Below are 13,022 nucleotides of genomic sequence, written 5' to 3' on the forward strand. Positions count from 1 at the left end.
CGCTGCCGCGTCACAAATAGTGCTTGACGAGCAACTGGAAGAGATTCGACTGAGGCAGCGCGCCATATTCGGTCGACGACGCGCCCGCATTGATCTGCCATTGCAGCGCGACATCGGTTCTGGCGAAGCGATAACGCGCCTCGAGCCATGTGAGCCGGCTTCGATCGGCGAGGTTCAACCTGACGAAACCGGAGAGATCCAGACGCTGGATCCACGCGTCCTGCCACCTGATCATCGCGAAGAGCCCGTCGCGGGTCGTCGGGTCCTGCTGGGCGGCCGCCAGCGTTCGATACGCGGCGTAGCCGGCCGGCGGGCCATTGCGCAGTGCCTGCCAACCCGCACGGTCGAGCGCGGCGCCGTCCCGGTCGTATTCCAGCGTGACGGAAAGATTGCGCGACGTCGTGCAAGTCGCACCGGTTGCAAGTTTCCAGCGGAACGCGACATCGCTGTACGGCTGCCCAAGCGCACGCGCCAGCGTCGACGGCCCTCGCCCGCCCGACCACTCGACGTAGCCGACACACGCATTGTTGACGAGATGAACCAGGTTGACACCGAATTGCGGCGAACTGCCGGGCTTTCCGTCATCGTAGATCACGATCTGCGGCGACAGATCCGAGATGACGCGCTGGCTGAACTGAAGCATCCAGCGCGTGCGCTGATTCGTTGCGCCGAAGTCCGGCGAGAACGATGCGTCGGTGGCGCGATCCGCTATCCGCGGCGCGACGAGCGCACTGACGGAACCGTCTGCCCACAATTGCTGGCCGCGCAACATCACCGTACCGAGCCGGTTCTCGCGCAGGCTCGCGGGATCCACCGAGGTCACGGAACGAACCGCGTTGTCGCGGAAAAAGTCGGTGGGGTTGTAGCCGGTCGCAACGCCGAGCCGCACATTGACGCGACCGGCCTGCAGCAGCGTGCTGCCGCTGCCTACGCGGCCGTCCACATACAGTTCCTTCAGCGTGTTGATCGCGCCCGAGTCGCCATCGAAGCGCCACGGACCGTTCAGGTCGAGTCGGTCTGCAAGACTGATGCCCCAGCCGTTCGAGAATGCGTGACGCGCCGTCAGGTCGAGCGACAGCCGCGTGGCCGTCCGCGTGCCGCCCGGGCGCAAGGTGGCGAAGCGCAGGCCCGGTTCAAGACTGAACTGGTACTTGCCGTCGTCGACCTTCTGCACCGGCGTCGCGTCGGCCAGCGCCAGCCCGGCCTCTTCCGCGTCGTTGGCATGGCATACGCCCGCCATGCCGGCCAACGCGATACAGGCGATGCCGATGCGCGTCATCATTCAGGCTGGAAACGCGCCATGAAATCGGACTGGAACCAGGCATCCGGAATCTCCTTCGCCACGTAGTCCGCATATCGCATCACGGTCACGAGATTCGGATTGAGCCCGTCGATGATCACGATCTCGGTGGGCCGCAACGCACCGAGCTGCTGCTGAAAGCGCCGATAGAACGCGGTCTTGAGAAGCTTGCCGCTTTCGCTGAAGAACCGTGCCTTCACGGGGCGCGAGTCCGTCGTATCGATCCACATTTCAATCGAGTGATACGTCATGTCGGATACGCTCTGGACCAGCTTCAGCCGGTACGCACGGCGCATCTGGCGCTCGCCGTCCTGCACGTCCTCCTCCGCCTCGACCTGGGCACGATATCCCTGTGCGAAATTGACGGTGACCACGTCGCCGTTCGACGCCTGCCCGAGCAGCCGTTGCTGCGGCGAAATGCGGATCGTCGCCTTGCTTGCCGGATCGAAAAACCACAGATCGTTGCCGCTCTTGAGCATCAGCTTGTTCGCATCGCGCGCCGGCGCGGCGAATCGAATCAGGCTGCGAAACTGACCGCTCGTCGGGTTGATCCGCGAATAGGCGGTCAGTGCGTTCGAATCCGTTTGCTTGCCGTCGGTGTACTGGGTCAGCGTGACGTTCAGCGTGAACGGTTCGCTCGGGTTGCGAACGGCATCGCTCGCGGCGAGGATGCGTTGCGGATCGGGCGCGGCGTGTGCGGTACAGCAGGCGAGTGCGAGGATCGCGGCGGCGGACAGGCGCGCCATCGAATGCGTCTGCATCGGAATCTCCGGAGCAATTACGGAATGACAGGGACGAGTTCGGCTCCCACCCGAAAAACGGGTGGAAAACCGACAGGCTTGGGGAGGAACGGGGTAACGCTGCGGTGTGCCGCTCAGTAGCCCGGATACTGCATCTGCAGTGCGACCCATGCGGCCGTGCGCTTGCCGAATTCGGACGAGATCGCATTCAGCGATGCATCGAGCGCATGCAACGGATAGCGCGTGATCGGCGCGGACAACATCCGCGTCGGCGCGTCGACGCCGGCCACGCGGTCGGGAACGATCGTCAACCCGCGCCGGGTGCGCACGGGTTCGCGGTTCGCGGCCACCGTGTAGGCCGTCGAGCGGAACGTCGTGGAATACGCGTCGGCCTCGAGCACGAGCGCGATTTCGTCGACGCCCGGCGCGATCGGAATACCGAAATCCTCATGCGACCAGAACGACACGTAGTTGGTTGCGATCGTCGCCATCGCCGGCAAGCCGAGGTTGAAGCGGTCGCTCGCGATCTCGGACGACCATGCAGGGCGTCCGAGCCGCTCGGCGACCTGCAGCGCACGTTCGCGCCCCGCGAGCGCCTCGACGAGCGCAAGCGATACCGGAATCGTCGCGGTGACGCCGGTCGTCGTGACGACCTTGCCGTCGGCAACGTAACGCTTGCCGTCGACCCAGCGCGTATCGGCAAACTTCTTGCGGAGATCGTTCATCGAATACCAGTGCCCGGTTGCACGGCGGCCTTCCAGCAGCCCCGCACGGGCGACCACCCAGACGCCGTCGCACACGCCGATGATCGTCGCGCCCTTCTTCGCCTGCTCGGCCACCCACGCCAGCAGCGCCGGATCGCTGTCGCGATGCACGGCCGGCACGATCACATAGTCGGCCCCTTCGGGCACGCGCTGATCGAACTGGGCAGTGGTTTCGTCCGGAATGACGTTCATCGGTGCCGGGAACATCCGGATGGGGCCCGGTTTCGTCGCAAGCGCGACGAGATCCGCCGCGCCCGATTCGGCCACGATCCCATAGGGAACGACGTAATCGGTCAGCTCGGTATAGTAGTTTTCGCCGACGACGGCGACGATCGGGCGCGTGCGCCCGAAGCGCGGCTGATACGCGGGCAGCCGGTCCGCGCGTGCCGCCGCGGGCGCGGCGGCGGCCGGCGCCGACGCTTCGCTCGCCGGCCCCGCATGGGCCATGTTCGCGATACCCGATGCAAACGGCGCGAGCAGCACCATCATCCAGTACAACATGACTTTTCGCATTGAAGCCTCTCCGTGTATGGAACTCATCCAGTAATCGGGCATGGCGCCCGTGTCGACCGTCATGACGCCGCCGCCGGCGGCAACACGACGTTGAACGTCACGTCGTCGTCGCGCTGCGCGTCCCGGACCTTCAACGTGATCGTCCACCAGCCGGGCATGCTGAACTTCATCCCTTGCAGTCGATACGTCCCGTTCGCGTCGCCGTCGATCACGCGAGGGCGCGTCGGCAGACCGTGCCCGTGCTGAGGCATCCCGCCACCGACATCGATGCGCGCACCGCGCACGGGCTCGCCCGATGCACGCTTCACGATCACGGTCCATGCATGGATCCGGTTCAGCGGCGGCGGTGTCGTCGGCGGTTCGAGTGTCACGACGTACGCGCCCGACGCCGTCGCTTGCGTCAGCGACAAATTCAGACCCGCGGGCGCCGGCTGCTCGGCCGGTGCGCCACATGCGCCGAGCATCGCGATGCCACTCCCGGCGAAGGCTAACATGACAATCCGCCGACGAATCGATTTCATCGACATTTCATCGATGGCCGATCCGATCGTTCGATCACGCATAGCGGAGCGCATCGACGATCTCCATTCGCGACGCGCGGCGCGCGGGCAGCAACGCGGAAAGCATCGCCACCACGAGCAGGCCGATCGCGGTCCCGACGATCAGGTCGTTCTCGCCCCACACACGAATGATCAGCGGCACCGGCGAGCGGCCCGGCGGCGTCCACGTCAGACCGCTGACGTTGATGACGCCGGCGAGCAACGCCGCGCTGGCGACGCCCAGCACCGCGCCGATCACGCCGAGCAGCAACCCTTCGCACAGGAACAGGCGACGTACGCCCGCACGGCGCAATCCCATCGCGCGCAGCGTGCCGATTTCGACCGTGCGTTCGAACACCGCGGTGCTCATCGTGTTGCCGACGGTGAACAGCACGATCGCGGCGATCAGGAGCGCGACGAAACCGAACAGCGTCGCGAACATCGCAAGCGCTTGACCATAGAACGGGTTCAGCACCGTGTAGTCGACGACTTCCGTGTCCGTACCCGCGAATTTCGTTTTCAGCAGCGTCTCGATCCGCGCCTTCGCGGCCGGCAAATCCGACGTGTGGCGCAACTGGACGACGATCGCCGTCGCCATCGGCCGCTCGGTGCCGTAGACGAGTCGTTGCGCTTGCGCGAGATGCAGGCCGACGTACATGTCGTCGTATTCCTTGATGCCCTGTCGCTCCGCCTTCACGACCTGCAGTTCCGCCACGTTCGGCGCACCGCGCGCGGTCGCCGCAAGCAGTTCGATCCGCCGACCGTCCGCCGCGGCAACCGGCGCCGCACGCGTCCCCTCGGCAAGGGCCGCGATGTCGCCCGGAAGCGGCGAAGCCGGCGTGGTATCCGCGGGCTTCCCGGGCGGGTGGCAGTCGGGTACCTTGAGCGGCCCGCACAGTTCGAGCACGCGCGCGAGGCCCGTCCCGATCACGGCTGCGTCGCCGGTCGTGCCGGTCAGCGCCATCGGCGGGATCGTCACGGGGAACTGATAGTCGTTCCACGCTCGCATCCGGTTCTGGTCGTCGACGCGCACGCCGAGCGCGAGCGCGGTACGCGACAACCCCGCGTCGAAGTTGCCAGCGATACCCTGCAACTGCAGCGTGGGCGTCGCGACGAGCACCATCGTCGCCAGTTCCGGATCGGCCTTCACCGCATCGATGATCGCCTCGTAGTTGTCGATCCCGTACGCGGAAGGATTGCCGCTACCGAACTCGTAGAACCCCTTGCGTTCGATCTGCAGGTGGCCGCCGTACTTCACGTAATCGGTTTGCAGACCGTACGTGATGTTGCGCGTATAGCCGCCGAACAGCAGCACCGCGTGCGCGCCGACGATCATCGCGAGCAGGGTCGTGATCGAGCGGCGACGGTTGCGCAGCAGATTGCGGAGCGCGAGCGAAAAAGTCTTCATGCGAACGCCTCCTGGTCGTCGGTGCGTGTCACGTCGGACACGATCCCGTCGGCAATGTGAACGACGTCGTCGCCTGCCGCGATGACCTGCGGATCGTGCGACGAAATCACGAACGACACGCGCCGCTCCCGTTGCAACCGCCGCATCAGCGCGATGATTTGCTGACCGGTCTTGCTGTCCAGATTGGCGGTCGGCTCGTCCGCCAGCACGAGGTTCGGCGACGCAACGAGTGCGCGTGCGATCGCGACGCGTTGCCGCTGACCGCCGGACATCTGTCCCGGACGGTGATGCGCCTTGTCCGCGAGGCCGACCGCATCGAGCATGTCCCGCACCTTCAGTGCACGTTCGGACTCCGTCAATCGCGTGCCCGCGAGAAGCAGCGGATATTCGACGTTTTCGTGCGCCGTGAGCACCGGCAGCAGATTGAAGTTCTGGAAGACGAAACCGAGCCGTCGCGCACGAAAATCGGACAGTGCGTCGTCCGACAAACGACCGACGTCTTCGCCCGCCACGACGATGCGGCCGCGGTCGGGCCGGTCCACGCATCCGACGAGATTCAGCAACGTCGACTTCCCGCTACCGGAAGCACCGGCGATGACGGTCAGTTTTCCGTCGCGAATGTCGAGCGTGACGTCGCGCAGCGCGGTCACGTTGACGGAACCCATCAGATACGACTTTTCAACGGCTTCGAGTATTACGGCGTTCATGGTCTCGATGTACGAAGTTGGCGGGCCGCGACAGCACGGTGCAGGACGATCGCGCAGCGCAGAATACCAACTTGCGTGTAGGGAAAAACCTGTTCGTTGGGGCAGCATCCGGGCGCGAACCCGATGCCGGGATCGCATGTCGCGCCCCGCATTCGCGAACAATCACGGCCGGGAGGGATCGTCAACCTGTACCGTCGGACGGCACCCGTCGCCGGCCCTTGCGATTACGCTGCACCGTCATCGGCGCGCCGCCCCGGATCGGATCGCGGCTGCGACGCGTCACGACTTCCGCTCTCAATCGGCATGCCAGTCAAGATCACGCCCTGGTTCATCCTGCATCGCCCCCAACCCGCGGCCACGCACCGGCTGTTCTGCTTCCCGTACGCCGGTGCCGGCTCGCTGCTCTATCGGCGCTGGGCGCTCGAACTGCCCGACTGGATCGAAGTCGTGGCGGTCGAACTACCGGGACGCCAGACGCGCTTCTCGGAAGCGCCGCCCACGTCGCTGGATGCGATGACGGATGCATTGGCCACCGCCGCGCACGGGCTCCTCGACAAACCGTTCGGCACCTTCGGATACAGTTTCGGCAGTGTCGTCGGTATCGAATGGCTGAGGGAACTCGACCGACGACGGCTTCGCGAGCCCATTCACGCATTCTGCGCGGCGCACCGTGCGCCGCATGTCGTCCCTCGTCCGTTAGCGATTCATCGGTTGCCGGAACCGGACCTCATCGACTGGCTGAAGACGATGGGCGGCACACCGGATGCGTTGCTGTCGGAGCCGGACTGGCTTCGGCATTTCCTGCGTGCGCTGCGAGCCGATCTGGCGCTCGCCGAAGGCTATTGCACCGATACGCCTTTCGCGTTGCGCTGCGGGCTGACCGTATTTGGCGGCCTGCACGATCCGCATGTCGACATCGACGCGCTGCGCGAATGGCGCCGCTACAGCGGCGGGCCGTTCTCGCTTCATCGGTTCGACGGCGATCATTTCTTCATCCATGCCCGGGAGCGCGAGCTCCAGGATCACGTTGTCGCGACGCTGGCCGCGCACGCATAGTCTCGATACAGGGAACCGGTTGCGCCCGCCTTGTTTGCGAGGTCATTGCGTCACAGCATCACGCGCTCGATCCCGCCATGGTTCGCCCGTGCGACATAATCGGCCATCCAGTTCTCGCCGAGCACCTGGCGCGCGATTTCCACCACGATGTAGTCGGCCTCCAGGTTCGCGTCCTCGTTGTAGCGCGACAGCCCCTGCAGGCACGACGGGCAGCTCGTCAGGATCTTCACGTCCGGGCCGTTCGCGCCCGCGGCGGCCGGCGCCGGCGCATCGCCCGCCACCACCGGAATCGCACGCAGCTTCGCCGCGCCCTTGCGGATCTCCTCTTCCTTGCGGAAGCGCACCTGCGTCGACACGTCCGGCCGCGTGACCGCCAGCGTGCCCGACTCCCCGCAGCAGCGATCGTTCTTCTCGATCCTGTAGCCGTCCTTCTCCGCGCCCATCAGCTCGTTGACGAGCTTCACCGGGTCGATCGTCTTGATCGGCGTATGGCACGGGTCGTGATACATGTAGCGCGTGCCCGTCACCCCGTCGAGCTTCATCCCCTTCTCGAGCAGGAACTCGTGGATGTCGATGATCCGGCACCCCGGGAAGATCTTGTCGAATTCATACCCCGCCAGCTGGTCGTAGCACGTGCCGCACGACACCACCACCGTCTTGATGTCCAGATAGTTCAGCGTGTTCGCCACCCGGTGGAACAGCACGCGGTTGTCCGTGACGATCTTCTCGGCCTTGTCGTACTGCCCCGAGCCGCGCTGCGGATAGCCGCAGCACAGGTAGCCCGGCGGCAGCACCGTCTGCACGCCCGCTTCCCACAGCATCGCCTGCGTGGCCAGCCCCACCTGCGAGAACAGCCGTTCGGAGCCGCAGCCCGGGAAGTAGAACACCGCTTCCGAATCGACGGTCGTCGACTTCGGGTTGCGGATGATCGGCACGATCTTGTTGTCCTCGATGTCCAGCAGCGCCCGCGCCGTCTTCTTCGGCAGGTTGCCCGGCATCTTCTTGTTCACGAAGTGGATCACCTGCTCGACCGCCGGCGGCTTGCCCGTCGTCGCCGGCGGGTGCTGCGTCTGCTTCGTCACGACCTTCTTCAGCATGTCGTTCGCGAAGCGCTGCACCTTGTAGCCCACCCCCATCATCACGCCGCGCGCGAGGTTGATCGTCTGCGGATTGGTCGCGTTCAGGAAGAACATCCCCGCCGCGTTGCCCGCGTTGAACTTCTTCTTGCCCATCTTGCGCAACAGGTTGCGCATGTTCATCGTCACGTCGCCGAAGTCGATCTTCACCGGGCACGGCGTCGCGCACTTGTGGCACACCGTGCAGTGGTCGGCCACGTCGTTGAACTCGTCCCAGTGCTTGATCGACACGCCGCGGCGCGTCTGCTCCTCGTACAGAAACGCCTCGACCAGCAGCGACGTCGCGAGGATCTTGTTGCGCGGGCTGTACAGCAGGTTCGCGCGCGGCACGTGGGTCGCGCACACCGGCTTGCACTTGCCGCAGCGCAGGCAGTCCTTCACCGAATCGGCGATCGCGCCGATGTCGGACTGCTGCATGATCAGCGACTCGTAGCCCATCAGCCCGAAGCTGGGCGTGTATGCGTTGCGCAGATCGGCGCCGTCGAGCAGCTTGCCCTTGTTGAAACGGCCGTTCGGGTCGACGCGCTGCTTGTACGCGCGGAATTCGGCGATCTCGTCGTCGGTCAGGAACTCGAGCTTCGTGATGCCGATCCCGTGTTCGCCGGAGATCACGCCGTCGAGCGAACGCGCCAGCGTCATGATGCGGGCCACCGACGCGTGCGCGTCCTGCAGCATCTCGTAGTTGTCGGAGTTGACCGGGATGTTGGTGTGGACGTTGCCGTCGCCCGCATGCATGTGCAGCGCGACGAACACGCGGCCGCGCAGCACGCGCTTGTGGATCGCCTGCGCTTCGTCGAGGATCGGCTTGAACGCGCCGCCGTTGAAGATCGCGCGCAGCTCCGCGCGGATCTCCTGCTTCCACGAGATGCGGACCGTGCGATCCTGCGTGACGTGGAACACGGTCGCGCCCGGCTGCGCGTCCGCGCGATCGGCGAACTTCTCGGCGAGCGCCTCGTAACCGAGCTGCACCAGGTAGTGCTGCGCCTCGCGCAGCGGCTGGTCGAGCCGGTCGCGCACGAATTCCCAGCGCGCGCGCACGCGCTTGAGCAGCTCCAGCGCCTGCTGCACGCGGTCTTCCAGCAGCTCGGCGCTCGGGATCTCGTTCGCGTCGTCGGTCTTGCCGAGCGGCAGGTTGCCGCCCTTGAAGAACGCCTCGAGCGCGTCGACCAGCTGCAGCTTGTTCTTCAGCGACAGCTCGATGTTGATCCGCTCGATGCCGTCGGTGTACTCGCCCATCCGGTTCAGCGGGATCACGACGTCCTCGTTGATCTTGAACGCGTTCGTGTGCTTCGCGATCGCGGCCGTGCGGCTGCGGTCGAGCCAGAAGCGCTTGCGCGCCTCCGCGCTGACCGCGACGAAGCCTTCGCCGCTCTTGCCGTTCGCCATCCGGATCACTTCGGACGTCGCCTGCGCGACCGCATCGGCGTCGTCGCCGACGATGTCGCCGATCAGCACCATCTTCGGGAACGCGTTGCGCTTGCTCTTGGTCGCGTAGCCGACCGCGCGCAGGTAGCGCTCGTCGAGGTGCTCGAGGCCCGCGAGGATCGCGCCGCCCTGCTTCGACGTCTCGAACAGGTAGTCCTTGATCTCGACGATGCTCGGGATCGCCTCGCGCGCCTGGCCGAAGAATTCGAGGCAGACGGTGCGCGTATGCGCGGGCATCTTGTGCAGCACCCAGCGCGCGGACGTGATGAGCCCGTCGCAGCCTTCCTTCTGCACGCCCGGCAGGCCGGCGAGGAACTTGTCGGTCACGTCCTTGCCGAGCCCTTCCTTGCGGAACCGGCGACCCTCGATCTCGAGCATCTCGGTCTTGAGCAGCTTCTCGCCGGGCGCGTATGCGCCGTCGAACCACTTCAGCTCGAAGCGCGCGACCGCGATGTCGTGGATCTTGCCCTGGTTGTGCTCGTGGCGCGTGACTTCGAGCCAGTTGCCGTCCGGGTCGACCATTCGCCACCACGCGAGGTTGTCCAGCGCGGTGCCCCACAGCACGGCCTTCTTGCCGCCCGCGTTCATCGCGACGTTGCCGCCGATGCACGACGCGTCGAGCGAGGTCGGATCGACCGCGAACACGTAGCCGGCCGCTTCGGCCGCCTCGGTCACGCGGCGCGTGACGACGCCCGCGCCGGAGAAGATCGTCGGCACCTTGTGCGCGACGCCCGGCAGCTCGGTCAGTTCGACCGCGCCGAGCTGTTCGAGCTTCTCGGTGTTGATCACCGCGGAGAACGGCGTGAGCGGCACCGCGCCGCCCGTGTAGCCGGTGCCGCCGCCGCGCGGGATCACGGTCAGGCCGAGCTCGAAGCACGCCTTGATCAGCGCGGCGATCTCGGCTTCGGTATCCGGCGTCAGCACGACGAACGGGTATTCGACGCGCCAGTCGGTCGCGTCCGTCACGTGCGACACGCGCGACAGCCCGTCGAAGCGGATGTTGTCCTTCTGCGTGCAGCGGCCGAGCGCCTTGGTCGCGCGGCGACGCAGCTCGGCCATCTTGTCGAATTCGTCGGCGAATTCGTCGACCGCGCGCTGCGCGGCGGTTTCGAGCATCTCGACGCGCGACGCGCGTTCGCGGCCGGCGTCGTCGTACCATCCGCTCACACTCACCCGACGGCGCCTTGCAATTTCGGACAGCCGGTCATGCATCGTGGCGATCAGGAACCGGCGACGCCTTCGGTTATCGAGCAGGTCGTCCTGCAGGTACGGGTTGCGGCGCACGATCCAGAGGTCGCCGAGCACTTCGCAGAGCATCCGTGCCGAGCGGCCCGTGCGGCGCTCGGCGCGCAGTTCGTCGAGCACCGCCCACGCGTCCTCGCCGAGCAGGCGGATCACGATCTCGCGATCGGAAAACGACGTGTAGTTATACGGAATATTGCGCGACGGTTCATGCAATCCTGCTATTGCCCGAATACGCTCCAGCAATTGTACGGTTGGCAGTCGGGCATTCATTGGCGTCTATGAAATGAATGATGAAGCGATCGAGAACCACGCTCGGAAAAGCGGAATCGTATTCGGCAATCAGCAGGGAAACTAAACGGAAATGACGGTCCGGATCAAATCGAATGCGCCTTTCAGCATCATCGCCGTGGCGATACCGACCAACGGAGGCGCAAGCACGCCGGTCACGCACAGCAAGACACGGCCCGGGATCGGCAAGCCCGGTCGCTTCCATGCGATATAAAGTGCTGCCGGCGGCAGAAAGAGAATCGACAAAATATAGGCTTTGTACGTCAACCCGTGACGCGCGACAAATGCCTTGACCTTTTCCTTGAAAGACATTCCCGAACTCTCCTAGATCAATCCCAGACGGCTAACCTTCGCCACCGCTTGCGCTCTATTCGACACACGCAGCTTCTCATAGACGTTCGTCAGATGAAACTTGACCGTTCTTTCAGACATCGAAAGGATCCGGCCGATTTCCCACGCAGTCTTGCCTTCGACGACCCATTTGATTACATCGGATTCCTTTCTCGTGAACTGAATCCTGTTCGCGCTTTCGCAAGCATCCGGCTCGAGACCCGCTGCACACGGTTGCGCGCCTTCCCGGTTCTGCCTCGCAATCTTCTGGGTCAACGCTGCGTGCAAATGCATGGCGATGAGACTGACGAGCAACGCCGAATGCAACGTCGTGTCTTCGCACTTCAGCTGCAAAACGGTCCGAATGGCCGTCGAATCACCGGGTGGAGCGCCGATGCACGCGACCACACCCCGCCCGCGCATGTATGACGCGACATCGTTGACCTGCGCATCGCGTTGCGGCGCTTCCCCGTCGAGATCGCGCCAGCGAAACGTATGATCCTGACGATCGGACAACGCGAAGCAACTCAGATATCGATCGATATCGATCCCGGGACCAAACAAAGTCACGCCTCGCCGGGTTCCGGCGTCGCTCGCGGCCCCATAGCGATATATCAGCCCGTGAGAAGCCGTATCGCCGCTTCCGCCGTGCAAAATCAAACACTTGTCGAACGGAATCACGCGTCCGATTTTTTCCGCGAGTTGATCGATCCCCTCGGTCAAACCGTTGGGACGAAGAATCTCGCCAATGATGCGAGAAAAGGTCTCCAATTTTCTGGGCCCTTATTGAAAAGACAAGATTCGTATTCGTTGACATGCTCCGGCAGCCGAATATCTGCCAAGGCTTCAAGGCCGTACCGGACGGGCAATCCAACGCCGCTTGCTTTCTACGCGCCAGCACTGCGACAGTATCCGATGGCAACGTCTAGGCCGCCATCGTTCGCGAACCATGTTTTGATAACCAGTACTCACGAGGAATACAAACCAATTACGCAAGACCATTAACATCTGAATTATTTACTTTGCCAATGGCTGAAACAGTTCACTGTACGGGCCACCTGTCTAGATTCCGCGCTCTAAACTTGAAGCTGCGCAAGTATATCGGAGGACAGAAGACAGAAACATTACTTTCCGAAAAAAATATGTAATGAACCTTTCTTTTGTATTACGCGAAAAAATGGCGGTTTGATTGCATAAAAACTATTTTATATCGCATAATATTTCAACAATCCGGCGAAGTGCGGCATTTTGTCACAATTCCGACCCGAGGACGCCAGAAAACTTTACAAATCAGCCGACATCAATTTCACCCCCTCGTATAATGCGAGGCATTATTCACATCCCCCGAATCCACCGCAATCAATTACCGTTTCGATAATTCAAGAAATCCGGCCGATCAAATCATGTCTTTCAAATGCCGTTATATTTGTCGCGCTCTTGCGGCCATCGATCGGCCGAATTAGAAAAATTGGCAGACTACGCAAACTTTCCACCGACGCATCTCGTCGGCATACGATTAGCGCAATCATGAGCAGTGACCGTCACCGCTTGTGCGTCCCCAAAGCGGAATA

Annotated in this window: 10 protein-coding genes; 1 reads left to right on the plus strand and 9 read right to left on the minus strand. The window is 63.8% G+C overall.

Annotated features, from left to right (window positions below; translation table 11 throughout):
- Positions 1-10: 10 nt before the first annotated feature.
- The 6 genes from JYG37_RS34005 to JYG37_RS34030 form a co-directional block, all read right to left on the minus strand.
- Positions 11-1,282, minus strand: a complete 1,272-nt coding sequence (locus JYG37_RS34005; RefSeq protein ID WP_245170519.1) for a hypothetical protein — start codon at positions 1,280-1,282, stop codon at positions 11-13.
- On the minus strand, positions 1,279-2,061 hold the full coding sequence (locus JYG37_RS34010) for an outer membrane lipoprotein-sorting protein (RefSeq protein WP_080334354.1): 783 nt from the start codon (positions 2,059-2,061) through the stop codon (positions 1,279-1,281). The genes JYG37_RS34005 and JYG37_RS34010 overlap by 4 nt, the downstream gene beginning before the upstream one ends.
- Before the next feature lie 113 nt (positions 2,062-2,174).
- Positions 2,175-3,317, minus strand: a complete 1,143-nt coding sequence (locus JYG37_RS34015; RefSeq protein WP_050016635.1) for a DJ-1/PfpI family protein — start codon at positions 3,315-3,317, stop codon at positions 2,175-2,177.
- A gap of 59 nt (positions 3,318-3,376) precedes the next feature.
- A complete protein-coding gene (locus JYG37_RS34020; RefSeq protein WP_235356274.1) occupies positions 3,377-3,811 on the minus strand; it encodes a FixH family protein in 435 nt (144 codons plus the stop codon).
- Between the two features lie 61 nt (positions 3,812-3,872).
- Positions 3,873-5,264 (minus strand): ABC transporter permease, encoded by a 1,392-nt coding sequence (locus JYG37_RS34025; RefSeq protein WP_089490171.1) that lies wholly within the window; start codon positions 5,262-5,264, stop codon positions 3,873-3,875.
- Entirely contained in the window at positions 5,261-5,971 is a 711-nt protein-coding gene (locus tag JYG37_RS34030; RefSeq protein WP_050016640.1) for an ABC transporter ATP-binding protein, read from the minus strand. Before JYG37_RS34030 ends, JYG37_RS34025 begins: the two co-directional genes overlap by 4 nt.
- 303 nt (positions 5,972-6,274) lie before the next feature.
- On the opposite strand from JYG37_RS34030, the gene JYG37_RS34035 reads away from it, so the two are divergent.
- On the plus strand, positions 6,275-7,027 hold the full coding sequence (locus JYG37_RS34035) for a thioesterase II family protein (protein WP_213346813.1): 753 nt from the start codon (positions 6,275-6,277) through the stop codon (positions 7,025-7,027).
- A 50-nt stretch (positions 7,028-7,077) separates the two neighbouring features.
- Here JYG37_RS34035 and JYG37_RS34040 read toward each other — a convergent pair whose 3' ends face one another.
- The 3 genes from JYG37_RS34040 to JYG37_RS34050 form a co-directional block, all read right to left on the minus strand.
- Positions 7,078-11,103, minus strand: a complete 4,026-nt coding sequence (locus tag JYG37_RS34040; protein WP_332371627.1) for a DUF3683 domain-containing protein — start codon at positions 11,101-11,103, stop codon at positions 7,078-7,080.
- A gap of 81 nt (positions 11,104-11,184) precedes the next feature.
- The gene (locus JYG37_RS34045) at positions 11,185-11,433 is read right to left on the minus strand and encodes a hypothetical protein (RefSeq protein ID WP_050018218.1); all 249 of its coding nucleotides are present in this window, start codon (positions 11,431-11,433) and stop codon (positions 11,185-11,187) included.
- 12 nt (positions 11,434-11,445) lie between these two features.
- A complete protein-coding gene (locus tag JYG37_RS34050; protein WP_235356336.1) occupies positions 11,446-12,222 on the minus strand; it encodes a helix-turn-helix transcriptional regulator in 777 nt (258 codons plus the stop codon).
- Between the last annotated feature and the right edge of the window lie 800 nt (positions 12,223-13,022).

The sequence above is a fragment of the Burkholderia sp. LAS2 genome, assembly GCF_018417615.1.
Lineage (GTDB): Bacteria > Pseudomonadota > Gammaproteobacteria > Burkholderiales > Burkholderiaceae > Burkholderia > Burkholderia sola.

Bases quoted from the DNA above. Each gene is read 5' to 3' on its own strand.
- JYG37_RS34005 (WP_245170519.1), bottom strand. From the start codon at position 1,282: ATGATGACGCGCATCGGCATCGCCTGTATCGCGTTGGCCGGCATGGCG.
- JYG37_RS34010 (WP_080334354.1), bottom strand. From the start codon at position 2,061: ATGCAGACGCATTCGATGGCGCGCCTGTCCGCCGCCGCGATCCTCGCA.
- JYG37_RS34015 (WP_050016635.1), bottom strand. From the start codon at position 3,317: ATGCGAAAAGTCATGTTGTACTGGATGATGGTGCTGCTCGCGCCGTTT.
- JYG37_RS34020 (WP_235356274.1), bottom strand. From the start codon at position 3,811: ATGTTAGCCTTCGCCGGGAGTGGCATCGCGATGCTCGGCGCATGTGGC.
- JYG37_RS34025 (WP_089490171.1), bottom strand. From the start codon at position 5,264: ATGAAGACTTTTTCGCTCGCGCTCCGCAATCTGCTGCGCAACCGTCGC.
- JYG37_RS34030 (WP_050016640.1), bottom strand. From the start codon at position 5,971: ATGAACGCCGTAATACTCGAAGCCGTTGAAAAGTCGTATCTGATGGGT.
- JYG37_RS34035 (WP_213346813.1), top strand. From the start codon at position 6,275: ATGCCAGTCAAGATCACGCCCTGGTTCATCCTGCATCGCCCCCAACCC.
- JYG37_RS34040 (WP_332371627.1), bottom strand. From the start codon at position 11,103: ATGAATGCCCGACTGCCAACCGTACAATTGCTGGAGCGTATTCGGGCA.
- JYG37_RS34045 (WP_050018218.1), bottom strand. From the start codon at position 11,433: ATGTCTTTCAAGGAAAAGGTCAAGGCATTTGTCGCGCGTCACGGGTTG.